Here is a 23,561-nt window from a genome sequence, read left to right as displayed (position 1 = left end):
TTGCGAAGCACAGCTATGATACCGGAAGGCTCAGGCGGCGATCCCTAAGGATACCCCGGGTATCCGGCAAACTATGTAGGGAGGATTTGCAAAATGACCATACCAACTGTTCCATCGCTTGTCGTGCCGGAGGCTTGCAGCCGCTGGCTGGAGAGTCGGGGATTAATATATCAGCTGCTGGTGGACTTCTATGGAAGAAAACCATCTCTCTCACTGGTCGCCCAGTGGAGCCGTAACCGTGAGATGAGTGTCGCTGCGGAGATGACCGAAGGCGGCCGTGAATTGAAGCGTTACTTGTGCAGCCAGGAGCCGTCTATGCTCCCGGCCATCTGTGAGAAAGAGAAACTCGAATACAAGCGTCTGATGAACGAGCGCGCCGTCAGATCCTTCGTAGCCCGTGAAGCGGCTCAGCTGGGCCGTGAGGAAGAATTCTGCAACGTGCTCTCGGATGTGTACGCTTCGGCGGGGATTGTCTTCAAGAAGTGCAGCGGCGAAGCCGACGACCATATTGCCATTGAACTGGAATTCATGGCCGTGCTGCATGAACGGATGCTGTACAACAGCTTCTCGATCCGCAGTGCGATGGAGCTTCTGGAGATCCAGGAGAGATTCCTTGAGGAGCATCTGCTGAAGTGGACTCCACAATTCTGTGCAAGAATGAACGCTGCCACCGAGAGCCCGCTGTATCTGGGACTCAGCCATATGCTGGAGGAATTCCTGCCGCAGGATCTGCATATGCTGCGTGCCTGGAAGGCTTCGCTGGAGAGCAGCGAAGCAGCCATGGCTTAATAAGTACCATACTCAAGGCGCCCTTCCATCCATCGGAAGGGCGCCTTGTTTCTGCTCCGGGGGTCGTTGGGCTTTAAGTGTAGTCTGTACAACTAAAGTGATGGGTGATCGCTAGTACATGGTTATAAATGTAGTCTGTACAACTAAATATCCTGATTTTCCATAAAACAAGCGATACCGTTGTTTTTAATTGTACGAAATGCAGTTATCCCGACTATTCAGGCTTTTAACCATCATTTAGGTGTACAAAATACAATTAGCGGCTAAATGATCCTTCCGCACAGCCCGCTGTATCTGGGGCTCAGCCATATGCTGGAGGAATTCCTGCCACAGGATCTGCATATGCTGCGTGCCTGGAAGGCTTCGCTGGAGAGCAGCGCGGCGGCCATGGCATAATAAGCATCCATATTCAATCAAAAAGGCGCCCTTCCATCAATCGGAAGGGCGCCTTATTTCTGCTCCTAGGGTCTTGAACTTAAGCTTTCACTTTATAGGTTGTGATCTGGAGAAAATACAAAAAGCGTGTAAGATCGGAGGGGGATTTTGGAACTGTAGGAGCGGTAGCGTCCGCCTTTGTCTCCAGATTTCTACCGCAAAAAGCGGTATAATCAGGAAATCTGGAGACAACAGCGGCCGGAAGTCCAAATATCCACCGTAGTGACGTCTGAGCTTTACGCTATGTTCTTACGATCACCCCATATAACTGAAACTGAAGTTCATCCCCTATTTATTCGTAAGTCTTCTTACTCCGAAACTTCATCAGGAACTCATACACCACCGGTACAACGACCAGGGTCAGCAGCGTGGAGCTGACGAGACCGCCGATGACGGTTACGCCAAGTCCCTTGGAGATGATTCCGGCGCTGTTCTCCAGGCCTGTAACCAATGGCAGCAGGGCGCCTATAGTAGCGAGCGCAGTCATGAGAATCGGGCGAAGGCGGGTAGCCCCGGCCTCAAGCAGCGCCTTGCGTGTAGACATTCCCTCTTGTTCCTTATGGATTACCCGGTCAATCAAGACAATTGCATTGGTGACCACGATACCGATCAGCATCAGCGCACCCATCAGTGCGGAGACGTTCAAGGTCTCGCCGGCCAGGAGCAGGGCAACAAGAGCGCCGATGACTGTGAACGGCAGCGAGAACAGGATGGCGAACGGTGCCAGACCGCCGCCGAAGGTGACTACGAGCACGAAGTATACAATCGCAATAGCCGCGAGCATGGCGATGCCAAGCTGTCCGAAGGTCTCATTAATCTGCTCGGTGACTCCGCCGAAGGTGATGGTCACGCCGTCCGGGAGATCAAGAGCATCTATTTTGTCCTGCACAGCCTTGGAGGCACTATTAATGTCACTGGAGATAATGTCGGCGGTTACCTCGACTTTCATTTTGCCGTCTTCACGGGTAATGGAATCCGGGGACTGGCCCTGTTCGATGCTTGCTACCTCGCCAATCGGTACAGTAATACCTAGCGGCGAAGTGAGCGTGGCGGCCTTCATTTCTTCAATACTATTGTAGGAATCCTTGTCCGTCTCAATGTAGACCTTGTAATTCTTGCCGTCCAGCTCTACCTCAGTCAGTACAGGCCGGGTTCCGGCAGGGCTCAGCTTCATCGCAAGCTGTCCGGCCGTTAGGCCCAGTGAGCTAAGCTTGGCCTGGTCAGCGACGATGGTGTATTGATCATAGGCTTCAGAGAGGCTGGTCTTCCCGTCTTTGAAGTTCTTGGTGTCTGCCTGAACGATTCCGGCAATGTCATCGGCTACCGGTTTGAGCTGCTCCAGCGTATCGCCGAAGATGTTAACAGTAAGGGTGCTGCCGCCGAGCCCGCCTCCGGCCATGCCGGACAGATCGCCCCACACGCCATCCGGCACCTCTTGGCTCAAGCCTTCAATTAACTTCTCCTTCACGGTATCGAAATCAGGCGTGTTGCTGTCATACGTGACATAGAACAAGCCTGAATTGCCTGAGCCCATTCCGAACGGGCTGCTGCCGCCAATGGAATACTGCATTTTGTCGAGATGCTTCTGGGCCAGAATGAACTTCTCAGCCTTCAGGCCCTGCGCCTTCACATCCTCCAGCGTCTGACCGGCCTTCGGGGAGAAGGTAAGCGTAACATTCTTCTCTTCCTGGGAAGGCAGGAAGCTGACGCCGATCGGCTTGATCAGGAACAGACTGCCTGCCAGCAGCAGGACAGCAACACCCAAGGTGATCAGCTTATGCGAGAGACACCAGTCCAGGATTCGGACATACCCGCCCGCCAATGCGCCGGGCTTGTCTTCGTGACCCTTTTTTCCCTTCTTGAGTCCATTACGGAACAGGGTATGGGCCAGTGCAGGCACCAGGGTAATGGCAACCACCAGTGAAGCCAGCAGCGCGAATACCATAGTGAGGGCAAACGGCAGGAACAGCTCACCGACCATCCCGCTGACAAAGGCGAGCGGCAGGAAGACGGCAATCGTCACAATGGTTGAGGACATAATCGGCACAAACATCTCACGGGTAGCCGCGCTGATCAGCTCTCTGCCGCGAAGCTTCTCGCCGGACAGTGTAAGCCGCCGGAAGATGTTCTCAATGACCACGATGGAGTCATCGACTACCCGCCCGATGGCTACGGTCATGGCGCCGAGCGTCATCATATTCAGCGTAATATCCATTTGCCGCAGGCATAATACTGCAATCAGCAGTGATAATGGAATCGAGATAATAGAAATAATGGTAGAGCGGATATTGCGCAGGAACAGCAGGATGATAAGCACGGCGAACAGGGCGCCGAAGGCAGCCTTGGACAGCATCGTGTTCACGGAATCCTCAATCGGCTTGCCTTGATCCAGCAGCACGGTGAGGTCCATCGACTTGTATTGTTTCTTCAGTTCTTCTGTCTTGTCCTTGACCCCGTTCACGACATCGACGGTGTTGGCATCATTTGCCTTCACAATCTGAATCCCGATGGATTCCTTACCGTTGGTGCGGGAGATGGATTCCGATTTGCCGACTACCTCGATAGTGGCAAGCTCGCTCAGCTTCACCGTCGGCAGCCCGGTCATGGCGCCAGCACCAGCCCCGGTACTGCCAGCCGCAGCATTGGTGCCGCCAGCAGCACTAGCACCGCCTGAAGCTGCACCGCCTGCTTCCCCGGCTCCTGTGCCAGGCATGCCAGTTGCACCGGCTCCGGCAGCACCCGCCGCAGAACCAGCAGGAACCAGCGGAATGCTGACATTCTGCAAGTCCTCCACTGTAGTGATGTTGCCGTCAACGACAACAGCCTTCTGTGACTTGTCCATCTCGAACAATCCTAGCGGTACCCGCAGGGAGGAGGCTTGGATGATGCCTTTGATCGTATCCTCGGTCAGTCCGTACTGCTTCAGCTTCTCCTGATTGAACTTCAGGGAGACTTCTTTGACATATTGTCCGGCAATCTGCACAGAGGCGACGCCTTCGATATCCTCCAGTGCCGGGCGGATATCATTCTCGGCAACCCGGGTCAGCTCCTCCAGATCGCCGGAGCTCTCGTCAGAGATACTGAGGGAGATGACCGGCAGCGAGCTGAGGCTGAAGCGCGAGATTTGCGGCTTTTGCACCTCATCCGGCAGCTTCACCTCGTTCAAGGCTTCCCGCACTGCTGCTGTAGCATTGTCCAGGTTCGTGCCGTAGTCGAACTCAATGGTGACGCTGGAGGCGTTCTCCAGAGAGGTGGAGGTCAGCATCTTCACGCCGTCTACGTTGCGGAGCTTCTGCTCCAGCGGCTTGCTGACGTCATTCACGACCCCTTCGGGTGCGGCTCCTGGATAAATAGTAGTAATGCTGAGATAAGGGATACTAATGTTAGGCAGGGTCTCCTGCTTCATGGTCAATCCGCTGTACAGACCGGCGAAGACAATAATGATCGTCAGCAGCCAGACGGCGAATTTGTTGCGGAGCGAGAAATTAATTAGGCTTTTCATCAGTAAAAGGAACCTCCAGTACAATTATTCTTGATCTTACAGGCGTGCCGCCTCTGTCTTTAATGAAGTCCGCAGGAAGTGTGCATATAAGGTGTGAATGCTTTCTTTAGTTGACTTAGCTCGCCGGACAGCTCGGGGTACCCCTCAAGATTGGCAATCATCCCTTGAATGATCGCTTTCCGGGGCTGGGTGGTGAGGATTTCGCTCTCCAGAATACCCAGGGACTCCAGACCGTCTTCGGCATGCTCCCGGCTGATTCCGTCCGCTTCACTGAGCAGGAGCTTCATCGCCTTGATCAGCTGAAGCGGGCTCTGGCGCGGTCCTTCTCCTTGACCCTCGGCCCATCCGGCGAGGACTGCGGAAGAGATCAGAGGGGCGGGCTTCCCTGCAAGCAGGCCGGAGACCATAATGTCCAGCCAGTCCACCAGCCGGTCAGCCAGTTCAGGGATGGAGACAACAGTCTCCTGGCCGAACAGCAGCTTGATGCTGGAGCTGATCATGCCGTGGCTGAGCACGCACAGCTCGCCTGCATAGGGCAGAATCTCTGGCCCGTACATGAGCTCCAGCTTCTGTTGGAACCAGCGCAGCAGGGCGGCGTTGTTCTGCTTCACCCAATCGGGAATCTCGGCCACACCCCGGCCGGCCACCTCCTGGAATTGGCGCTGCAGGAATTCGCGCAGCTCGTATACATGACTAAGCAGAATTTCGAGCTGGTTACGCAGCTTCTCCCGGGGCTCTCTGCCGGCAGCCTGCTCCTCCTGCTGCAGCGGATCATGAATCATCCGGAAGCAGTAGATGTATATACTGCGTTCCAGATCTTCTTTGGATTTGAAGATCAGATACAGACTTCCTTTGGAGATCCCGCATAATTCGGCAATCTCCTGCATGGAGGTGGAGGAGGAGCCTTTTACAGCGAACAGCTGCATGGCGGTCTTGATGATTTGTTCTTTTTTGGTCATGCTTTTAGCGGTCAAGGCGATATAAGCCCCCGTTCTGACTAGACAGTTCTATATTTGACTGATTGGTCAGTGAGATTATATTATATATCCTGCAGCAATACAAATTTGCAGGTTTCAGTAGGAAGAAACGGATTCTTCATGTAAGATATAAATGTGTCATTTTGGTGAGAATCGGCGGAATGAGAAGGTAGGGTACATATGAGAAGAGGACTGCAGGCAATAGTCATTATAGCGGCTTTGCTGGCTTTTTATTATTTTGGATTTGGCGTGTTCGGCAGTACAGCCGGGACGATTATCAGTATATTTTCCACATTGACGGTCATCTCTGTCGCGCTGGGGATCTTCATGGAGAACCGCAATCCTTCCACCACAGTGTCCTGGATTCTGCTGCTCGCGCTGATCCCGGTGCTGGGGCTGGTGTTCTATTTCCTGTTCGGGCAGAATGTATTCAAGCGGCGCAAATATGACAAGAAGGCCCAACGCGACCTCATGGCCTATGAACGGATTGAGAACGATGCGTTGCGGATGCACCAGGACTGGTCGGTGTTCAGCCCCTCGCAGCAGAAGCTGCTGGGCCTGTCCCAACGGCTCGGGCGCACGCCGATCTCCTTCAATTCAGAGTCGCGCATCCTGACCAACGGGGAGGAGACCTTCGGGACACTGCTGCTGGAGCTGCGGCAGGCGCAGCATCATATCCATATGGAGTATTATATTTTCCGGGCAGATCATATCGGCACGCGCATTCAGCAGATTCTGATTGAGAAAGCCCGCGCAGGCGTGGCGGTCCGGTTCATGTATGATGCGGTCGGGAGCATTCAGCTCTCCAGAGCCTTTCTTAAGGAGCTCAGTGATGCGGGGGTGCAGGTGGCTGCTTACGGCAACTCCACCTCCTTTTTCTCCAGCAGGGTGAATTACCGCAATCACCGCAAAATCGTGGTCATCGACGGCGATGTCGGCTTTATGGGCGGGCTGAATGTCGGGGACGAGTACTTGAGCCGCAGCAAGACCTACGGGTTCTGGCGGGATACACATATGCTGCTGAGGGGCGAAGCGGTACGGACGATGCAGATTATCTTCCTGCAGGACTGGATGCACACGACCGGCGAGAAAATCCTGGAGCAGGACTACCTCTCCCCTCAGCTTCGCTTCACTACCGGAGACGGGGCGGTGCAGATTATTGCCAGCGGCCCGGATAATGAGCGGCGTGCGCTCAAGAATATTTTCTTCTCCATGATTACTACTGCGGAAAAATCCGTCTGGATCGCCAGTCCCTACTTCATCCCCGATGAGGATATACTGACTGCGCTGCGTGTGGCGGCGATGTCGGGGCTGGATGTCCGCCTGCTGTTCCCGGCCAAGCCGGATAAATGGATTCCGTTCCTGGCCTCCCATTCCTACTTCCCGGCGCTGCTGGAGTCCGGCGTGAAAATCTATGAATATGAGAAGGGCTTCATCCACTCCAAGCTGCTGATTGCAGACGGGGAGATTGCTACGATTGGAACAGCGAACATGGATATGCGCAGCTTCCATCTTAATTTTGAGGTGAACGCGCTGCTGCTGCAGACCGAGAGTGTCTCGCGCATTGTTGCAGACTTCGAGCGTGACCTGCAGTCCACGCGGCAGATTGTCCATGAGACCTTCATGGAGAAAAGACTGCTGGAGCGGCTGCTGGAATCCGCAGCCCGGCTGATGTCTCCGCTGCTGTAAGCGGACAGCGGACAACAAAAAGCGGTACCGTCCTTTGGGACATGGTACCGTTTTTTTGTTGTTTCATCAGAAGGTAGTGAATCCAAGCCGGGTCTGTATCCGGTAGAGGATGTATTTTAACCAGGTGACGTCACTCTGATATTCCGTGAGCGGCAGGCTGTATTCAGCGCCCTCGTTGTTCCATAGCCGGTTGAAGTAGCCCTCCACCTCCGCATACAGCGGCTGTTCCCGCGGAACGGATACATAGAGGTCATTCTCCAGGTTATAGTCGTCCAGATTACGGGCTGTGAAGTTCGTTGATCCGCCCAGCAGGGTAGAGTCGCCTGATGCCTTGGCAATGAACATCAGCTTGCTGTGATACTGCTCCTCGCCTGTGTTGTACCAGCGGATCAGGATATTTCCTTCAGAGCGGCGGTCCAGGTCCATGGCAACGGGACGGTTGGGTATGCCGATTTTGTCCCGTCCGAAGGCATTCTGGTTGGGATCAAGCAGCAGTCTCACCTGGGCGCCGCGGGCATCTGCGGCAAGCAGGGCATCGATAATTCCGTCGTCCGCCAGATAGAACATACCCATCCAGATGACATCCCCGGGTCCTGCCGCAGCGATCCCATCCAGGGCATATTTGTATACCTTGCCTTCGGTCAGATAGCGGACTTCAAGCGAAGGTTCCCCGGATGCGGCGGCGGGCGGTTTGAATTCAGGTGGCTTGCTCAGCAAGGGACCGGCTCCCGAGAGATTAGCCGCCGCCTGCTCACTCCGCAGAATATCCTCCTGGATTGGACCCTGCACCTCCAGGGCAATGTTGGAATGATAAGCACTGGCATCATGCACATTGCCGGAGGAGATCAAGGCGGTGTTCTCGCTCAGCACGACCTTGCGGTGGTTCGCTTTGACATTGAGCAGCTTCAGGTAGGAACGTGCGGTAATGTCCGGTCCTCCGCTGGCCATCAGATTCGGAATCCAGCCGGTGCCGGATTGTCCGAACCACTGGATGAAGGTGCGCCAGACCGCAGAATAGGCAGGAGTCGAGTCCCGCAGACCGTCTACATCTGTCATGATGATCTTAATACCGGCAGCTCTCATCTCTTCCAGAAGGGCATTAGGCGCAGAGCCGTAGTTCGTATTCACCTCATCGGTGATGAAGGCGATCTCCATGGCGGGATAGGCGGCTTTCTGGGCAAGCAGCTTATCGGTAAGCTGTCTGCTGACAGCGGGGAACTGCTGGTCTGTATGGGTATAGTTATTGAACAGGAACAGATCGATCACGAGGAATTGTCTGGACTCTTCAATAATCTGCAGGATTCTGGGCAGAATCTGTTCTTCCCTTGCCTGCTTCCCGCTGCTGTCCTGATAGGTCAGATCATGCCAGAAGGCGACCGTACTCACCTTATAAGCAGGGCTCTCCGCAGAAAGTCCGGGCGGCAGCGGCTTATGGGTCTGATAGATCATCACCCCGGCCAGCCAGAGGAGAAGAAGGATCAGGGCCAGCAGGAGTCTGGAGCGGCGGCGCAGGAAGAACTGCGTCTGACGCTTGTGGCGGGATGCCGTAATGGCACCTGAAGCCAGCGTGATCTGTAACTTTTCGGGTGTGACGGGATGGCGGCCTTGATTCATAGTTATCCTCCTGGGTCTGCTGCGGGGCTAGAGCGGCTATAGGGTAGCCCGGCATTGTAAATACCTATAACGCCCGCTAAGGAGAAGTGAAGCAGCTGACGGCAAAATCCCTGAAAAATCTAGTGTTGCACAAAGCGCTCCTGTTCATCCGCGCCGTACCTGCAAGCTGCATCATACAAGTTCTGGTGACATAACACAGATGCAATTGTATAATGAGTGTAAATAATTTGTATAAGGTTTGAATCTTCAAATGTATTCAGTGTAAACAGGAAGGCAGTGAGATCCATCGTGTATTCCATCAAACAGGTTGTCGAAATGCTCGATATTCCCTCTGTCACTCTGCGGGCGTGGGAGAACCGGTATCAGGCTGTCGTCCCGGAACGTACCGAGTCCGGCTATAGACTGTACAACCAAGAGAATATTGAGGACCTTCGCTGGTTGAAGGAACAGACCGATAAACAGGGCATCAGTATCTCACATGCTGTGCGGATGCTGAAGCAGCATAAGCAGAAGGACCTGGATGAACGGCTGTCCGTTGCGGGCGGTGACCCCAAGGATGCCTTGGACAAAATGAGACAGCAGATCTATGCAGCGCTGCTCGACATCCAGGGTGAGCGGGCCGATGCCCTGATCGATTTCGGGTTCTCCCTGTACGGCTATGAGGCGATGGTCCATCAGGTGTTGGTGCCTGTTCTGGTGAAGGTTGGTGATGCCTGGGAGCAAGGGACGGCAACCGTAGCCCAGGAGCATTATATGACACATATGATCTCGAACCGGCTGTCCCAGTTCTTTCACGTGTTCCCGGTGTATGCCCATCTGCACAAGGTGCTTGCCTTTTGCCCGGCAGGAGAGCATCACCAGGTCGGCCTGCTGCTGTTCTCGCTGTTCCTGCGCAGAAACGGGGTTGAAGTCATCTATCTGGGGGCCAATACCCCCGAGGACGGTGTGATGGAGCTGCTGGAGAAGCAAGAGCGTATCGGAGCTGTCTGCCTATCCGTTACGAATGGTACGCTGGTCCCCTATACGGAGGAGCTGCTTGAACGGCTAGGCAGCTTGTACCCGGAGATGCAGCTCATTGTGGGCGGTAGAGCTTATGAGGCAATCAGCCTCCAGGATACCAACGCCACCTATGTGATGGCGGAGCCGCCGGAGAAATGGCAAGCCTGGTTCGATCAGGAATATGCCACAATCCGGCATAGAGCGTAGCAGTTATATTGAATTTTAATAGTGTAGGAGATTCTATGGAACCGGTCAGGACCCGCTTGCGGGGCTGTCCGGTTCTTTTGCTATGGACAAGTCTAGCAACCAAATTGCTGGAAGTCCGGCGGATGATATTTACATGGCCCGGCAAAGTATGTATGATATTTGTATCACTATTGTATAGTTTTTGTATAATGTTTGAACGAAGGAGGACGTCGCTTGATCCGAACCACAGATACCGCAAAAGTCGCAGTAATCGGCGCAGGACCGGGAGGGCTGGCCGCCGCCATGCTGCTTGCCGCCGAAGGATATGAAGTAGATCTCTATGAACAACAGGCAGAAGTTGGCGGAAGATCAGGCGAGCTGAAGCTGGGAGACTACCGTTTTGACCGGGGAGCCACCTTCTTGATGATGCCGCATTTGCTGGAGGAGCTGTTCACTCTGGCAGGGCGTTCGGTGCATGACTATGTCTCGCTTACACCGCTTGATCCGCTGTATTCACTGCATTTTGGAGATACCGTATTTACGCCTTCTACGAACCAGGATCAGACGGCCGAGGAGATTGAGCGGCTGTTCCCGGGCAATGGCAACGGCTACCGCCGGTTCATGGCCGAAGAAGCCGACAAGCTGGAGCGGGTGATCCCGCTGCTGCAGCGTCCGTTCCAATCGTTAGGGGATTATGTTAAAAGAGATGTGTTCCACGCGCTGCCTAAGCTGAACGCTACAGACACCGTGTATAACCGGTTGTCCCGTTATTTCGATGATGAGCGGCTGCGGTTCTCGTTCACGTTCCAGGCCAAGTATCTGGGAATGTCGCCTTGGGAGTGTCCGGGCACCTTCACGATTCTGTCGTACATGGAGCACCGTTACGGCCTCTATCATCCGACTGGCGGTATTAACCGTGTGCTTCAGGCTATGGCTGAGGTCATCCAGGAGCATGGCGGGCGGGTCCATACCGCAAGCGGGGTGAAACGCATCATCGTCAAGGACGGGCAGGCCGCAGGCTTGCTGCTGGAGAACGGGGAGAAGGTGGATGCGGATTATATTGTGATTGGTGCAGATTTTGGATCTGCAATGACCCAGCTGTTCGAGCCCGGTCTTCTGAAGAAATACACCCCTGCCAAGATTGCCCGTAAAAGATATTCCTGTTCCACCGCCATGCTCTACCTCGGTGTGGATGGAGAGGTGGACCTCAGTCATCATTCGGTTCATTTCGCGGACGATTACCGGCGTAATGTCAGAGAGATCACGGAGCTGGGCGTTCTGTCGGAGGATGCTTCTATCTATATTCATAATCCGTCAGTCATCGATAAGACACTGGCGCCTCCCGGTAAGTCCTCGCTCTACGTGCTGATGCCGGTGCCTAATCTGAGTGCTGATATCAACTGGGAGCAAGAGCGTGCGGAGGTGGAGGACTGGATGATGGAGCGGCTGCAGCAGATCCCGCAGCTGGCCGGAATCGCCGGACGCGTGGAAGAGAGCCTGTTCTTCTCTCCGCTGGACTGGCAGAACCAGCAGAATGTATATAACGGGGCCACCTTCAATCTGGCCCATAATCTCGGGCAGATGATGCATCTGCGGCCGCATAATACCTTCGAGGAGGTACGCGGCATCTGGCTGGTCGGCGGGGGAACCCATCCGGGCAGCGGCCTGCCGACGATCTTCGAGTCGGCCAAGATCAGCGCACGGCTGCTGCGGGAGCATGACCAGGCTGTGCGGGGGCGGTTCACCGTACAGGCGGGTGCGCCCGGCGCAGGTGCGGGGGTTCCGTTATGAGCCGCATTGCCATCGTAGGCAGCGGAATCGGCGGGCTGACGGCGGCGCTGCTGCTTACCCGTCAGGGACATGAAGTAGTGATCTATGAGCGCGCAGCCCGGGTGGGCGGGCGTGTGGCCTTTGAAGAGCAGGACGGCTACCGGATTGACCGCGGGCCTACCATCGTGCTGCTGCCGGAGATGCTTCTGGGTATTCTGGAGGAAGGCGGCCTTCCGCGATCCAGTCTGGAGCTGCTGCACTGTGATCCGCTCTACCGGGTTCACTTCCGAAGCGGGCGTGTGTTAACCAAATTCGCGGATGCATCGGCGCAGGCGGAGGAGATTGACCGGCTCTATCCCGGAGAGGGCAAGGGCTTCACCCGGTTCATGAAGGACATGGCAGTGCTGTATCCGCAGGGGCGGACCTCGTTCCTGGAGCGGGGGTATGCCAGCGGGCGGGAATTCTTTAGTCCGGCTAACCTGTCGCTGATGGTCCGCCTGCGCGCTTACCGGAATCTGCGCTCTGCGATCGGCCAGTATTTTCGTAATGAGGAGCTTAAGGATGCGTTCTCCCTGCAGAGCCTCTATATTGGAGGAGCGCCCTTCCGCACACCCGGTATCTACACCATGCTTCCTTACGCCGAGCATGCCTTCGGCATCTGGATGCTGAAGGGCGGATACGGGACGCTGCCGCAGATCATGGCCCGGGAGCTGGAAGACCGCGGGGTACAGATTCATACGGGCGCTGAGGTGGAATCCTTGCTTGTTGAAGGAAGCCGCTGCTGCGGAGTTGTTGTTCAGGGGCAGTCGATTCCTTATGATGCCGTTCTGTACAATGGAGATTTCCCGAATGTAGAGAAGTTGCTGCCGCCTGGTGTGTTCAAGCAGGAACAGGCACCGGTTGTGACGGCGAATAAGGGCAGATCCGTATCGGCCAAGGCCATAAAACGCGGAAGCTGGAAGCCCTCCTCGGGCTGTCTGCTGATCTATGCGGCCACAGACAAGCGCTGGCCGGATTCGCTGGTGCACCAGTTCTTCCTGCCGGATAGTCTGAATAGCAGCCTGCATGAGCTGTTTGACTTGGGACAAATTCCCCAGGATTCATCTTATTATGTATTTAATCCGGTAGCGCTGGACGATAGTGCAGCTCCTTCCGGACAGAGCGTGCTGTATTTCCTTGTTCCTGTCCCGGCGGCGCCGGATAAGAACTGGGAGGAAATAGCCGGAGCACTAGCCGATAAAGTCATGGCAGATGCCGAGAAGCGGGGCTTCCCCGGGCTTGCCGCGAGTGTGATCTGGCGCAGGCTTAGAACGCCTGCCGATGCGGAGCAGGAAGGGATGTATGGCGGGGGCAGCTTCGGTATTGCACCGCTGCTGAGCCAGTCGGGGGTATTCCGGCCCCAGCCGAAGCCTTATCCGCTTAAGGGGTTGTATGCCGCAGGTGCTTCCGTCCATCCGGGCGGCGGTGTGCCGATCGTGATGCAGGGAGCGAAGCTTGCCGTTCAGGAAATGATAAAGGAGATGAGCGTACATGGATGAAAGGATACTGCAGCAATGTGAGGAACTGATGAAGAAAGGGTCCACTTCGTTCCATAAGGCGTTTGATGTTCTGCCAAGTCCCAGGCGTGAAGCGGTGCATGTTATTTATGCCTTCTGCCGGATTATAGACGATAGTGTGGATGAGCCGGAAGGCGCGCCGTACAGCATTCATGAGCTGCGGGAGCATTTCATGAATCTGGAGCAGGCGGACGGGCATTTCATCTGGCCGGCGCTGCGCTGGCTGTTCAGCAGCTTCCCGCAGCTTCAGCGTGAGCCGTTCCTTTTACAAATGGAGGGACAGCTTAGAGATCTTACCTTCACAGCCTATGACACGATGGAGCAGCTTAAGGATTATTGTTATCTTGTAGCGGGAACGGTAGGGGAGATGCTGCTGCCTGTTCTGCGGGATGATCAGAGTGAAGCGGCACGGACATCGGGAATTGCGCTGGGGATAGGAATGCAGCTGGTCAATATCATCCGCGATGTGGGTGAGGATCTCAGAAGAGGACGCAGATATGTGCCGCTTGAGGTGATGGAGGGACATGGCTACAGCCAGGAGGAGCTGGAGAACGGGGAGGTCAATCACCGTTTTACTGCCGTTATCCAGGAGCTGCGGACAGAAGCGTTGGACTGGTTCCGGCGAGGGCTGGAGCATGTGCATACGTATCCTTTGGAGAGCGGTCTGGCCATTGAACTTGCCGCATCCTTCTATGCTGCTATTCTGGATGCTGTGGAGGCAGACGGGTATGATGTTTTCCGCAAAAGATCCTATGTCAGCGATGAAGCCAAGCTTCAGCTGTTCCAGCGTACGGTCGTGCGTTATGCCGGTGTAAGAACTGCGGTGGTCTAGCGATGGTCCGAACCCTTTTTTGGATCTGGTATACCATCGGAGCGCTGCTGCTGATCGTGTTCGGAATTCCGGATAGTCTGAAGTTCTCTAACGGATTTTTTCTCGTATTCTATGGTGTCTACGGGCTGGACTTATTAATCAAGGGGCAATTCAAACCCTTCATGTCTGACTGGTCAGTCAATTCTTCAGGAGGCCGGATGACCAAGCGATTCTGGTATGCTGCGGCTCTGATCTGGTTAGGCGGAATGGCCGTCGAATGGGTAGGCGTGCATTCCGGCCGGTTGTTTGGGGATTATAATTATTCTACTATTCTCGGGCCTTTATTATTTGGTGTGCCGCTTACCCTGGGCTTCGCCTGGATTGCTGTTGTGTGTAATGCCGTACTGATCAGCCATGATTTCGGACAGCGCGGCCTCCGGCTTCTGCTGCTGCGGGCCGTGCAGGTAGGCTTCTGGACGGTCCTGATGGATCTGGTGCTCGATCCAGTTGCCCATGCCAGAAACTTCTGGCATTGGGAGGGCAGCGGGGGCTTCTATCAGGTGCCCTGGAGCAATTTCGGCGGCTGGCTGATTGCAGGCGCTGCCTTGTCTATGCTGCTCCCGGCTGTGCCGTTCACCCGCCTGGCTGCCCGCCGGGGCACCCGCCTGTATCAGGCGATCCTGATCCTGTTCGGCCTGATCAGCCTGACAGAGGGATTGCCTGCCTGCGCGGTGATCGCCGGAGCAGGCACCGCTTTGGCCGAAGGGAGTCTACGCTATGCTGGAAGCCGTTCCATCGGGAAGGTTTGACTGGTTATTCTCCCGTTATAATTCCTTGTATCTGCTGCGCAGACATTTCCACTTCATTGGAATCAGCGGAGAGCTTCAGCCCGCTGCCGCTGCCGGGCGGGGGATTCTCTACCTCATGAATCACAGCTCGTGGTGGGACGGCCTGCTGGCCTATCACGCCGCAGGGAAGCTGCCGGGGAAGCGTCATTATTTCATGATGGAAGAGGAGCAGCTCCGGAAGTATGCCTTCTTCAGAAAGCTTGGCGCGTATTCCATTAACCCTGGAAGTCCAGGGGATGCGCGGGCTTCGCTGCGGTATACAGCCGGGCTGCTGCAGGCGGGAGAGAGCGTCTGGATGTATCCTGAAGGGGAAATCCGGCCACTGGAGCACCGGCCGCTGAGCCTGAAGGAAGGGGCGGCCCTGGCGCTGCGGCTCAGTCCGCAGACGGCCGTAGTCCCAGTGACGCTATACCACGGCCTGTTCCGGCATACGAAGCCGGAGGCTACGCTGCTGGCCGGTGCGCCGCTGCTGCTCCCTTGGGCGGAGATGGAACGCTCAAGGGTAGCCCTTACGCTGGAGACTGTTCTTGGCGGACAACTGGAGTCCCACCGCAGCAGAGTGCTTAACCATCAAGGCTATATGCCGGATGAATTCAGGCCGCTGCTCCGCCGGGGGAGATCTACCAATGAATGGCTTGACCTGCTGCGGCCGGGCGGTGGGAGAGGATGAACGTATTCTTTCAGGTTGTAACCGGTATTGTGCTGCTCCAGCTATTGTTCGCAATATGGAATGCAGCGCAGCTCCTCAAGCTGGGGGCAGCGGTCGGTACAAGAGCGGCGAAGGCGCTGCCAGCAAAAGCAACGGCATCCTCACGGGCCTTGAGCTTATCGGTACTGATCCCCGCCCGGGATGAAGCGGATAATATTGGGGACTGCCTCTCCTCTGTACTGGCCTCAAACACCGGCGGAATCGGGGTGGAGATTATTGTACTGGATGATTCATCAACTGACGGAACGGGGGCTATTGCCGCAGCAGCGGGCAGCGGAGTACGCGTTCTGAAGGGAAGAGAGCTGCCGGAGGGCTGGCTGGGCAAGTCCCATGCCTGCGCTCAGCTTGCAGAAGCGGCAAGCGGAGACTGGCTGCTGTTCCTGGACGCAGATGTCCGTCTTCAGCACGGTGCGCTTCAGGCGGTGCTTTCTGCTGCTGAAGCAGCGGGCGGCGGCATGATTACCGGCTTCCCCCGGCAGATGACCGGAACCTGGCTGGAGCGGCTGGTTGTTCCCCTGATGGTCTTCACCATCATCTGCCACCTGCCCATTCCGCTGGTCCGCGGCTCCAGAGATCCGCGGTTTGTTGCGGCGCATGGGGGCTTCATCCTGATTCACCGGGACAGTTACGACAGCTGCGGCGGGCATGAAGCCATCCGCAGCGAGCTGGTGGATGACATGGCGCTGGCCCGCGCCGTGAAGCGGTCGGGCGGAACGGTGGCGCTCATGGATGTTACGGAGCAGGTGTTCATGCGGATGTATCACAATGCCCGGCAAGTATGGAATGGCTACCGGAAGAATATCTATGCCGGTATCGGCCGCAGCCCGGTGCTGCTGCTGGCCGTGCTTATTGTATATTTGTCGCTGTACGTGGCACCGGCCGCCGCAGTTCTGTACTATGGCCTAAGCGGACAGCCAGGCGCGGTTCTCTGGCCCGCTGCTGCACTGCTTGCGGGTCTGGCCGTGAAATGGACCAGTGACGCTGCCGGACGGCAGCCGTTCTGGTTCTGTCTCCTACTCCCGGCGAGTATACTCTGCCTGTCGCTGATTGCTGTGGCGTCCTGGCGCGGAAGCCGCACGCGCGCAGGCTATGAATGGAAAGGAAGGCGTTATGGATGAAACCGAAGGCAGTCATCATAGGCGCCGGATTTGGGGGGCTGTCCTGTGCGGTCACCCTTGCCGCGGCGGGCTGGGAAGTCACTGTGCTGGAACGCCAGCAGCAGCCGGGCGGCAAGCTGCAGCGTGTTCAGGCGGGGGGCTACTCCTTCGACCGTGGCCCAAGTACAATTACGATGCCCCATGTCTTCCGCTCGCTCTATGAGCTTGCGGGAGCCCGCATGGAGGATTATGTCCAGCTCTATGAGCTGGAGCCGCGCACCCGCAATGTTTTCGCAGACGGCAGGGTTGTCGATTTCTCAAGGGATACCGGGCGAATGCGGGAGCAGATGGCTTCCTACAGCCCGGCAGATGCTGCGCGGCTCCCGGAGTTTCTGGCAGAAGCCTCACGGCTGTATCAGCTCAGCGAAAAGCAGTTCCTGAACAGGCTGCTGCTATCCTGGAGGGATAAGCTCTCGCCTTCCCTTGTGCGGGATCTGGTGCGTGTAAGGCCTTTTCTCAGCCTGCATAGCTTGCTGCTCCGCTACTTCAGCCACCCGAATACGCTGGCTATGCTGGGCCGCTATGCCACCTATGTCGGATCATCGCCGTATCGCTCCCCCTCCATCTTCGCCATGCTTGGTCATCTGGAGATTCAGGAAGGCGTATACGGGGTGAAGGGCGGCACCTATGAATTAATCAGCGGTCTGTCTGCACTCGCCCGGAATCTGGGCGTACGGCTGATCACAGGCACAGAGGTGACGAGGATTTCCGTAGTCTCCGGTGCGGTGGAAGGTGTGGATACGGAGCAGGGCTTCTACCCGGCCAAGACCGTGATTGCCGGTGGCGATGTCCTGAGCATCAACCGGATGCTGCTGCCGCAAGCGGTTCGTCCTGGAATGACGGACCGCAAGATTGAAGCCTACGAACCCTCCCTGTCGGGGCTGGTAACGCTGGCGGGTGTGCCGCGCACGTATGATGCGCTGCTGCATCATACGGTGTTTTTCCCGGAGAACTACGAGCAGGAATTCAAGGATATCTTCGAGCATAAGCGTCCGCCGCAGCAGCCGACAGTGTATATATGCCATTCCGGTTATTCCGAGCCTGAGCTGGCGCCTGCGGGCGGCAGCAACCTGTTCATTCTGGCTAATGCGCCTTATCTGAGCCCGGCCTGTGACTGGAGTGAGGAGAGGGATGCGTACGGGGAGCGGGTAATGTCTGTACTGGAGAGCCACGGTGTGAGCGGGCTGCCGTCCGCAGATGTGCTGGAGCGTTATACTCCGCAGGATATTGCCCGCGATACGCTGGCGCATCAGGGGGCGATTTACGGGATATCCTCCAATACGGTGAAGCAGACCTTCGCCCGCCCGGGCAACCGTTCCAGCGATGTTAAGGGACTGTGGTATGTGGGCGGAACCACGCATCCCGGCGGGGGAACCCCTGTGGTGTCCTTGTCCGGCAGGCTGGTGGGCGAATATATTGCAAGCCATGTATGAAGAGTGAGCACCCCGCCAGCGTTCAACGGCCGAGCGGGGTTGTGCTATAGTTGTGCTATAATGGAAGGTAATTGTGGAGCGGGATATATTGCAAGTGGTGACGGTTTCGCCGCCTTTTAGGGGCGGCACCCGTCTTTGAATAACTCGTAGAGTGTCTTTGTTGCTGAATGTATGTGGAAAACAGCATACATAGTGCTCGCACGCAGGCGTATGGCCGAATGTATGTGAAAAACAGCATACATTGTACTCGCACGCAGGCGCATGGGCCGAATGTATGTGAAAAACAGCATACATTGTGCTCGCACGCAGGCGTATGGCCCAAATGTATGTGGAAAACAGCATACATAGTACTCGCAGGCAGGCGCATGGGTCGAATGTATGTGGAAAACAGCATACAATGGGCTGGTGCGGGGGTATGTGGGCCGAATGTATGTGGAAAACAGCATACATCGTGCTCGCAGGCAGGCGCATGGGCCGAATGTATGTGGAAAACAGCATACATAGTACTCGCACGCAGGCGTATGGCCGAAATGTATGTGGAAAACAGCATACATTGTGCTCGCACGCAGGCGTATGGCTGTATGTATGTGGAAAACAGCATACATAGTGCTCGCACGCAGGCGCATGGGCCGAATGTATGTGGAAAACAGCATACATTGTGCTCACAGGCAGGCGTATGGCCGAATGTATGTGGAAAACAGCATACATAGTGCTCGCACGCAGGCGCATGGGCCGAATGTGTGTGGAAAACAGCATACATTCTCCGTAGGATGATTTTGTTCTTTTTTGAGAAAAGTGAAGCAGAAACGGAGGAAGACAGCATGAATGATATGCCGCGAAACGGTGTGCCGCAGAGCGCTGTGAAGCCCTCAGGAACAGGGCCCCAGCCAGGTCAGGAGGCAGCAGGCTCAGGCCATGCCGGACATAAATCTCTGCTGCCCGACTCCAGAACCGGAGAACGGAAGATTGAGCATGTACGGCTCTGCCTGAATGAAGATGTGGCCGGCAACGGAATTACAACCGGGTTCGAGCAGTACCGGTTCCGCCATAACGCGCTGCCTGAGCTGGATTATGATAGAATCTCACTGAATACTGAATTCTTGGGCCGTACGCTGCGTACCCCGCTGCTGATCAGCTCTATGACCGGGGGAAGCGCGGCTACAGGGAAGATCAATGAGCGGCTGGCCGAAGCGGCGGAGCGCCGGGGCTGGGCGCTTGGCGTCGGCTCGGTGCGCGCGGCTGTAGAACGCGCGGAGCTGGCTGCTACCTTCCATGTGCGGGCCAATGCACCCACGATTCCGGTCATTGCCAATGTCGGAGCCGTGCAGCTCGCTTACGGCTTCGGGGTAGAAGAATGCCGCCGGGCGGTTGAGATTGCCGGAGCCGATTGGCTGGTTCTCCATCTGAACGGGCTGCAGGAGGTATTCCAGCCCGAGGGTGACACTGGCTTCGGTTCCCTGCTGCAGCGGATAGAGGCATTATGCCGGAGCCTTGAGATTCCAGTGGGGATCAAGGAGGTCGGCTGGGGGATTGACGGCGATACCGCCGCCCGGCTGTATCAGGCGGGCGCTGCCTTCATTGATGTAGCCGGGGCTGGCGGCACTTCATGGAGCCAAGTAGAGAAGTTCCGCAGCATCGACCCGGTACGGCGTGCGGCTGCGGAGGCCTTCGCCGACTGGGGCATTCCCACGGCGGAGTGCATTGCCGAGGTCCGCGCGGTCTCCCCGCGCGGGGCATTGATCGGCAGCGGCGGACTGAAGCACGGCGTCGATGCCGCCAAGGCGCTGGCCCTTGGCGCTGATCTGGCGGGCTTCGGACGGGGGCTGCTGGGTGCAGCTGTCAGCTCCGAGGAGGCGCTGGATCAGGCGCTGGCCCAGGTAGAGCTGGAGCTGCGGACGGTGATGTTCGGCATCGGCGCGCCGGACCTTGCCGCACTGCGCGGAACGCCCCGTCTGGTCCGGCACTGAAGCCAGGCTTGCTTTTATAATCAGAACCGAAGGAAGGTATCCAAATGACGATTACATTGGTCCCGATGGACGAATCTGCGTTTCAGTCATTCTTGAAGCAATCTACCCGCGACTACGCAGAAGAGAAAGTACAAGCCGGTGCCTGGGAGGCAGATACAGCGTTAGCGCAGGCCCAGGAATCGATGAATCGCTACCTGCCGCAAGGCCTCAATACGGCGGGAGCTTATTTCTATTCGGTAGTAGAAGACGTTTCGGGGACTGGGGCCGGTTATATCTGGTTCAACGTGACCGAGAACCGCGGGGTGCGGGAGGCGTTCATTTATGACATTTATATCTTCGAGCCGTTCCAGGGCCGGGGCTACGGCAAGCAGACGCTGCTCCTGCTGGATGAAGAAGCCCGGAAGCTGAAGGCGGCCAAGATCGGCCTGCATGTCTTTGGGCATAACGAACGCGCCTTCGGACTGTACCAGAAAATGGGCTTTCAGGTTACAGACATCACAATGTCCAAAACCCTATAGGTAAGGCAGACCCCTTTGCGGGGTATTTTGCTGTCCGCTTGACTTCTGCTGTTGCTGGAGAATTTGTTCTAATATATAATGGTTTGAGATCAGTTCGGTATTTCATGCGGTGATCAAACCAACCGAAAATAGGAGTTGTCATATAAATGGCTTTGAAAGCAGGTATCGTTGGACTTCCCAACGTAGGCAAATCGACATTATTCAATGCAATTACACAAGCGGGCGCAGAATCCGCCAACTATCCATTCTGCACCATCGACCCGAACGTCGGGGTTGTAGAAGTGCCGGACGAACGTCTGGATAAGCTGGTGGAGCTGGTACAGCCGAACAAGACGGTTCCGACCGCTTTTGAATTCGTCGACATTGCCGGACTGGTGCGCGGTGCGAGCAAGGGCGAAGGCCTGGGCAACAAGTTCCTGGCCCATATCCGCGAGGTCGATGCCATTGTTCATGTGGTGCGCTGCTTCGTCGATGAGAACGTGACCCATGTAGACGGCAAGGTGAATCCGATCAGCGACATCCAGACGATTAACCTGGAGCTGATTCTGGCTGACCTGGAGAGCGTGGAGAAGCGGATCGAGCGTTCCCGCAAAAACATCAAGGGCGGCGACAAGAAATACGCCCAGGAAGTAGAAGTACTGGAGCGTGTGAAGGAAGCCCTGTATCAGGACCAGCCTGCACGCAGTCTGGAGTTGTCTGACGATGAGCGCCAGATCGTGCGTGACCTTCACCTGCTCACCCTGAAGCCGGTGCTGTATGCGGCGAATGTGGGCGAAGATGAAGTGGCGACTGCTGAGGAGAATCCTTATGTGCAGCAGGTCCGTGAATTCGCAGCAGCCGAGAATGCTGAAGTGGTGCCGATCAGTGCCAAGGTGGAAGCGGAGATTGCAGAGCTGGAAGGCGAAGACAAGGAGATGTTCCTGGAGGAGCTAGGTCTGCAGGAATCCGGACTTAACCGTCTGATCAAAGCGGCTTACAAGCTGCTGGGACTGTACACTTATTTCACTGCGGGCGTTCAAGAGGTTCGTGCTTGGACCATCCGCAAGGGCACCAAGGCCCCTGGAGCAGCGGGCGTGATTCATACGGACTTCGAGCGCGGTTTTATCCGGGCGGAGGTTGTGGCTTATACCGATCTGGTGGCGGCAGGTTCAATGAACGGTGCCAAGGAACGCGGGCAGCTGCGTCTGGAAGGTAAGGAATATCTGGTGCAGGACGGCGACGTTATGCATTTCCGGTTCAACGTATAGGATACTTTTCGCTTGTTATAGAGAGGCCATTCAGGAGTAGAGGTTTGCTTGCTGGATGGTTTCTTTGCGTCATTCGGACTCGGTGCTGGTGTATAAGCTGGCCGGAGGCTCAACATCATAAGATCATACAGAATCAAAATTTAAAAAAATCCCCGGCCCGCCGCATGTACTGTAGCCAATTGAGGCTTGTGGTGGTATAATATAAAGTCGTATATCTACTTCAGTTGTAGCAACAATTTAAAGTAATAATGAACGAAGAATTTGAATCAGGAGAGGTGAATTCCCTTGTTGGACCGATTGCAATCCCTGGCGGACCGCTATGAGAAACTCAGTGAACTGCTATGTGACCCGGATGTTGCAAGCGACAGTAAGAAACTGAGGGACTATTCCAAAGAACAATCCGACTTGCAGCCCGCCTTCGAGGCGTATAGCGAATATAAGAACGTAATGGAAGAGCTTGAAGCCGCGAAGATGATGCAGGCCGAGAAGCTTGATGATGAAATGAAAGAAATGGTCAAGATGGAGATCGATGACCTGTCCGAGCGTCAGGCCATTCTTGAGGAGAAGATTCGTCTGCTCCTGCTGCCTAAGGACCCTAACGACGATAAGAACGTAATCGTTGAAATCCGCGGCGCAGCTGGCGGGGACGAAGCGGCCTTATTCGCTTCTGACCTGTACCGTATGTATACCCGTTATGCCGATACCCAGGGCTGGCGCGTGGAGCTGATGGATGTGAACACGAATGATCTCGGTGGCTTCAAGGAAGTGATCTTCCTGATTAACGGGCGCGGCGCTTACAGCAAAATGAAATTCGAAAGCGGCGCACACCGTGTGCAGCGCATACCTACCACAGAATCCGGCGGACGTATTCATACGTCTACCTCTACCGTGGCTGTAATGCCGGAAGCGGAAGATTTCGAAATCGAGATTCATGACAAAGATATCCGTGTCGATACCTTCTGTTCGAGCGGCGCGGGCGGACAGTCCGTTAACACGACCAAATCAGCAGTACGTGTAACCCATGTACCTACGGGGATCGTGGCTACCTGCCAGGATGGCAAGTCCCAGAACTCCAACAAGGATAAGGCGCTTAAGGTGCTGCGTACCCGGATCTCGGATCTGAAGCGTCAGGAAGAGGAAGCGAAGTATTCCGGAGAACGTAAAAGCAAGGTGGGAACCGGTGACCGCAGTGAGCGTATCCGTACCTACAACTTCCCGCAGAGCCGTGTGACGGATCACCGGATCGGCTTAACCCTTCACCGTCTGGATCAGGTGATGAACGGGGATATTACCGAGATTATCTCGGCACTGTCGATTGCGGAACAAGCAGAATTGATGGAAAAAGGAGAATAAT

General features: G+C 55.9%; 18 protein-coding genes. 15 read left to right on the top strand and 3 right to left on the bottom strand.

The genetic code is table 11. From position 1 onward, the window contains the following. Positions 1-93: 93 nt before the first annotated feature. The gene (locus J2Z70_RS00870; RefSeq protein ID WP_209868491.1) at positions 94-789 is read left to right on the top strand and encodes a TorD/DmsD family molecular chaperone; all 696 of its coding nucleotides are present in this window, start codon (positions 94-96) and stop codon (positions 787-789) included. Between the two features lie 267 nt (positions 790-1,056). Then, positions 1,057-1,185 (top strand): hypothetical protein, encoded by a 129-nt coding sequence (locus J2Z70_RS33580; RefSeq protein ID WP_281068105.1) that lies wholly within the window; start codon positions 1,057-1,059, stop codon positions 1,183-1,185. A 331-nt stretch (positions 1,186-1,516) separates the two neighbouring features. Here the strand turns inward: J2Z70_RS33580 and J2Z70_RS00865 are convergent, their stop codons facing one another. Together J2Z70_RS00865 and J2Z70_RS00860 are read right to left on the bottom strand one after the other, a co-directional pair. Further along, positions 1,517-4,726 carry an efflux RND transporter permease subunit gene (locus tag J2Z70_RS00865; protein WP_209868488.1) on the bottom strand — a complete coding sequence of 1,070 codons (3,210 nt, stop codon included), beginning with the start codon at positions 4,724-4,726 and terminating at the stop codon, positions 1,517-1,519. Positions 4,727-4,785: 59 nt separating this feature from the next. Further along, on the bottom strand, positions 4,786-5,685 hold the full coding sequence (locus J2Z70_RS00860) for a TetR/AcrR family transcriptional regulator (protein ID WP_209868486.1): 900 nt from the start codon (positions 5,683-5,685) through the stop codon (positions 4,786-4,788). A 198-nt stretch (positions 5,686-5,883) separates the two neighbouring features. Here J2Z70_RS00860 and cls point away from each other — a divergent pair, with 198 nt between their 5' ends. After that, on the top strand, positions 5,884-7,392 hold the full coding sequence (gene cls / locus J2Z70_RS00855; RefSeq protein WP_209868484.1) for a cardiolipin synthase: 1,509 nt from the start codon (positions 5,884-5,886) through the stop codon (positions 7,390-7,392). Positions 7,393-7,458: 66 nt separating this feature from the next. Here the strand turns inward: cls and J2Z70_RS00850 are convergent, their stop codons facing one another. Then, a complete protein-coding gene (locus J2Z70_RS00850; protein WP_209868483.1) occupies positions 7,459-9,006 on the bottom strand; it encodes a phospholipase D family protein in 1,548 nt (515 codons plus the stop codon). A gap of 288 nt (positions 9,007-9,294) precedes the next feature. Here J2Z70_RS00850 and J2Z70_RS00845 point away from each other — a divergent pair, with 288 nt between their 5' ends. The 12 genes from J2Z70_RS00845 to prfA all read left to right on the top strand — a co-directional run bounded on the left by J2Z70_RS00845 (position 9,295) and on the right by prfA (position 23,560). After that, a complete protein-coding gene (locus J2Z70_RS00845) occupies positions 9,295-10,212 on the top strand; it encodes a MerR family transcriptional regulator (protein WP_209868481.1) in 918 nt (305 codons plus the stop codon). 213 nt (positions 10,213-10,425) lie between these two features. Further along, on the top strand, positions 10,426-11,982 hold the full coding sequence (locus J2Z70_RS00840) for a phytoene desaturase family protein (RefSeq protein ID WP_281068104.1): 1,557 nt from the start codon (positions 10,426-10,428) through the stop codon (positions 11,980-11,982). Beyond that, positions 11,979-13,499 (top strand): phytoene desaturase family protein, encoded by a 1,521-nt coding sequence (locus J2Z70_RS00835; protein WP_209868479.1) that lies wholly within the window; start codon positions 11,979-11,981, stop codon positions 13,497-13,499. Before J2Z70_RS00840 ends, J2Z70_RS00835 begins: the two co-directional genes overlap by 4 nt. Continuing rightward, on the top strand, positions 13,492-14,349 hold the full coding sequence (locus J2Z70_RS00830; protein WP_209868477.1) for a phytoene/squalene synthase family protein: 858 nt from the start codon (positions 13,492-13,494) through the stop codon (positions 14,347-14,349). The genes J2Z70_RS00835 and J2Z70_RS00830 overlap by 8 nt, the downstream gene beginning before the upstream one ends. Positions 14,350-14,351: 2 nt before the next feature. Further along, positions 14,352-15,137, top strand: a complete 786-nt coding sequence (locus tag J2Z70_RS00825; protein WP_209868474.1) for a carotenoid biosynthesis protein — start codon at positions 14,352-14,354, stop codon at positions 15,135-15,137. Beyond that, positions 15,106-15,846 carry a lysophospholipid acyltransferase family protein gene (locus tag J2Z70_RS00820; RefSeq protein ID WP_209868472.1) on the top strand — a complete coding sequence of 247 codons (741 nt, stop codon included), beginning with the start codon at positions 15,106-15,108 and terminating at the stop codon, positions 15,844-15,846. Before J2Z70_RS00825 ends, J2Z70_RS00820 begins: the two co-directional genes overlap by 32 nt. After that, entirely contained in the window at positions 15,843-17,003 is a 1,161-nt protein-coding gene (locus J2Z70_RS00815) for a glycosyltransferase family 2 protein (RefSeq protein ID WP_209868470.1), read from the top strand. Before J2Z70_RS00820 ends, J2Z70_RS00815 begins: the two co-directional genes overlap by 4 nt. Then, positions 17,000-18,475, top strand: coding sequence for a phytoene desaturase family protein (locus J2Z70_RS00810; protein ID WP_209868469.1), 1,476 nt, complete (start codon positions 17,000-17,002; stop codon positions 18,473-18,475). Before J2Z70_RS00815 ends, J2Z70_RS00810 begins: the two co-directional genes overlap by 4 nt. Positions 18,476-19,296: 821 nt before the next feature. Continuing rightward, positions 19,297-20,442: a type 2 isopentenyl-diphosphate Delta-isomerase gene (gene fni / locus J2Z70_RS00805; RefSeq protein WP_209868467.1), complete on the top strand. Its 1,146-nt coding sequence runs from the start codon at positions 19,297-19,299 to the stop codon at positions 20,440-20,442. Between the two features lie 44 nt (positions 20,443-20,486). Next, complete coding sequence (locus tag J2Z70_RS00800) at positions 20,487-20,960, top strand: GNAT family N-acetyltransferase (RefSeq protein ID WP_245367892.1); 474 nt, start codon at positions 20,487-20,489, stop codon at positions 20,958-20,960. A gap of 146 nt (positions 20,961-21,106) precedes the next feature. Next, on the top strand, positions 21,107-22,207 hold the full coding sequence (ychF, locus tag J2Z70_RS00795) for a redox-regulated ATPase YchF (RefSeq protein ID WP_209868465.1): 1,101 nt from the start codon (positions 21,107-21,109) through the stop codon (positions 22,205-22,207). A gap of 285 nt (positions 22,208-22,492) precedes the next feature. Further along, positions 22,493-23,560: a peptide chain release factor 1 gene (gene prfA / locus J2Z70_RS00790; RefSeq protein ID WP_209868464.1), complete on the top strand. Its 1,068-nt coding sequence runs from the start codon at positions 22,493-22,495 to the stop codon at positions 23,558-23,560. The last annotated feature ends 1 nt before the right edge of the window (position 23,561 follow it).

Source organism: Paenibacillus silagei (assembly GCF_017874735.1).
In the GTDB taxonomy this organism is placed as follows: domain Bacteria; phylum Bacillota; class Bacilli; order Paenibacillales; family Paenibacillaceae; genus Paenibacillus_AQ; species Paenibacillus_AQ silagei.
Note: the sequence above shows the minus strand (reverse complement) of the source record. Positions and strands in the feature narration are given on the sequence as shown.

What these genes read in the sequence shown, in the direction of transcription:
- J2Z70_RS00870 (WP_209868491.1), top strand. Translation starts at nt 94, where the DNA reads ATGACCATACCAACTGTTCCATCGCTTGTCGTGCCGGAGGCTTGCAGC.
- J2Z70_RS33580 (WP_281068105.1), top strand. Translation starts at nt 1,057, where the DNA reads ATGATCCTTCCGCACAGCCCGCTGTATCTGGGGCTCAGCCATATGCTG.
- J2Z70_RS00865 (WP_209868488.1), bottom strand. Translation starts at nt 4,726, where the DNA reads ATGAAAAGCCTAATTAATTTCTCGCTCCGCAACAAATTCGCCGTCTGG.
- J2Z70_RS00860 (WP_209868486.1), bottom strand. Translation starts at nt 5,685, where the DNA reads ATGACCAAAAAAGAACAAATCATCAAGACCGCCATGCAGCTGTTCGCT.
- cls (WP_209868484.1), top strand. Translation starts at nt 5,884, where the DNA reads ATGAGAAGAGGACTGCAGGCAATAGTCATTATAGCGGCTTTGCTGGCT.
- J2Z70_RS00850 (WP_209868483.1), bottom strand. Translation starts at nt 9,006, where the DNA reads ATGAATCAAGGCCGCCATCCCGTCACACCCGAAAAGTTACAGATCACG.
- J2Z70_RS00835 (WP_209868479.1), top strand. Translation starts at nt 11,979, where the DNA reads ATGAGCCGCATTGCCATCGTAGGCAGCGGAATCGGCGGGCTGACGGCG.
- J2Z70_RS00830 (WP_209868477.1), top strand. Translation starts at nt 13,492, where the DNA reads ATGGATGAAAGGATACTGCAGCAATGTGAGGAACTGATGAAGAAAGGG.
- J2Z70_RS00825 (WP_209868474.1), top strand. Translation starts at nt 14,352, where the DNA reads ATGGTCCGAACCCTTTTTTGGATCTGGTATACCATCGGAGCGCTGCTG.
- J2Z70_RS00820 (WP_209868472.1), top strand. Translation starts at nt 15,106, where the DNA reads ATGCTGGAAGCCGTTCCATCGGGAAGGTTTGACTGGTTATTCTCCCGT.
- J2Z70_RS00815 (WP_209868470.1), top strand. Translation starts at nt 15,843, where the DNA reads ATGAACGTATTCTTTCAGGTTGTAACCGGTATTGTGCTGCTCCAGCTA.
- J2Z70_RS00810 (WP_209868469.1), top strand. Translation starts at nt 17,000, where the DNA reads ATGAAACCGAAGGCAGTCATCATAGGCGCCGGATTTGGGGGGCTGTCC.
- fni (WP_209868467.1), top strand. Translation starts at nt 19,297, where the DNA reads ATGAATGATATGCCGCGAAACGGTGTGCCGCAGAGCGCTGTGAAGCCC.
- J2Z70_RS00800 (WP_245367892.1), top strand. Translation starts at nt 20,487, where the DNA reads ATGACGATTACATTGGTCCCGATGGACGAATCTGCGTTTCAGTCATTC.
- ychF (WP_209868465.1), top strand. Translation starts at nt 21,107, where the DNA reads ATGGCTTTGAAAGCAGGTATCGTTGGACTTCCCAACGTAGGCAAATCG.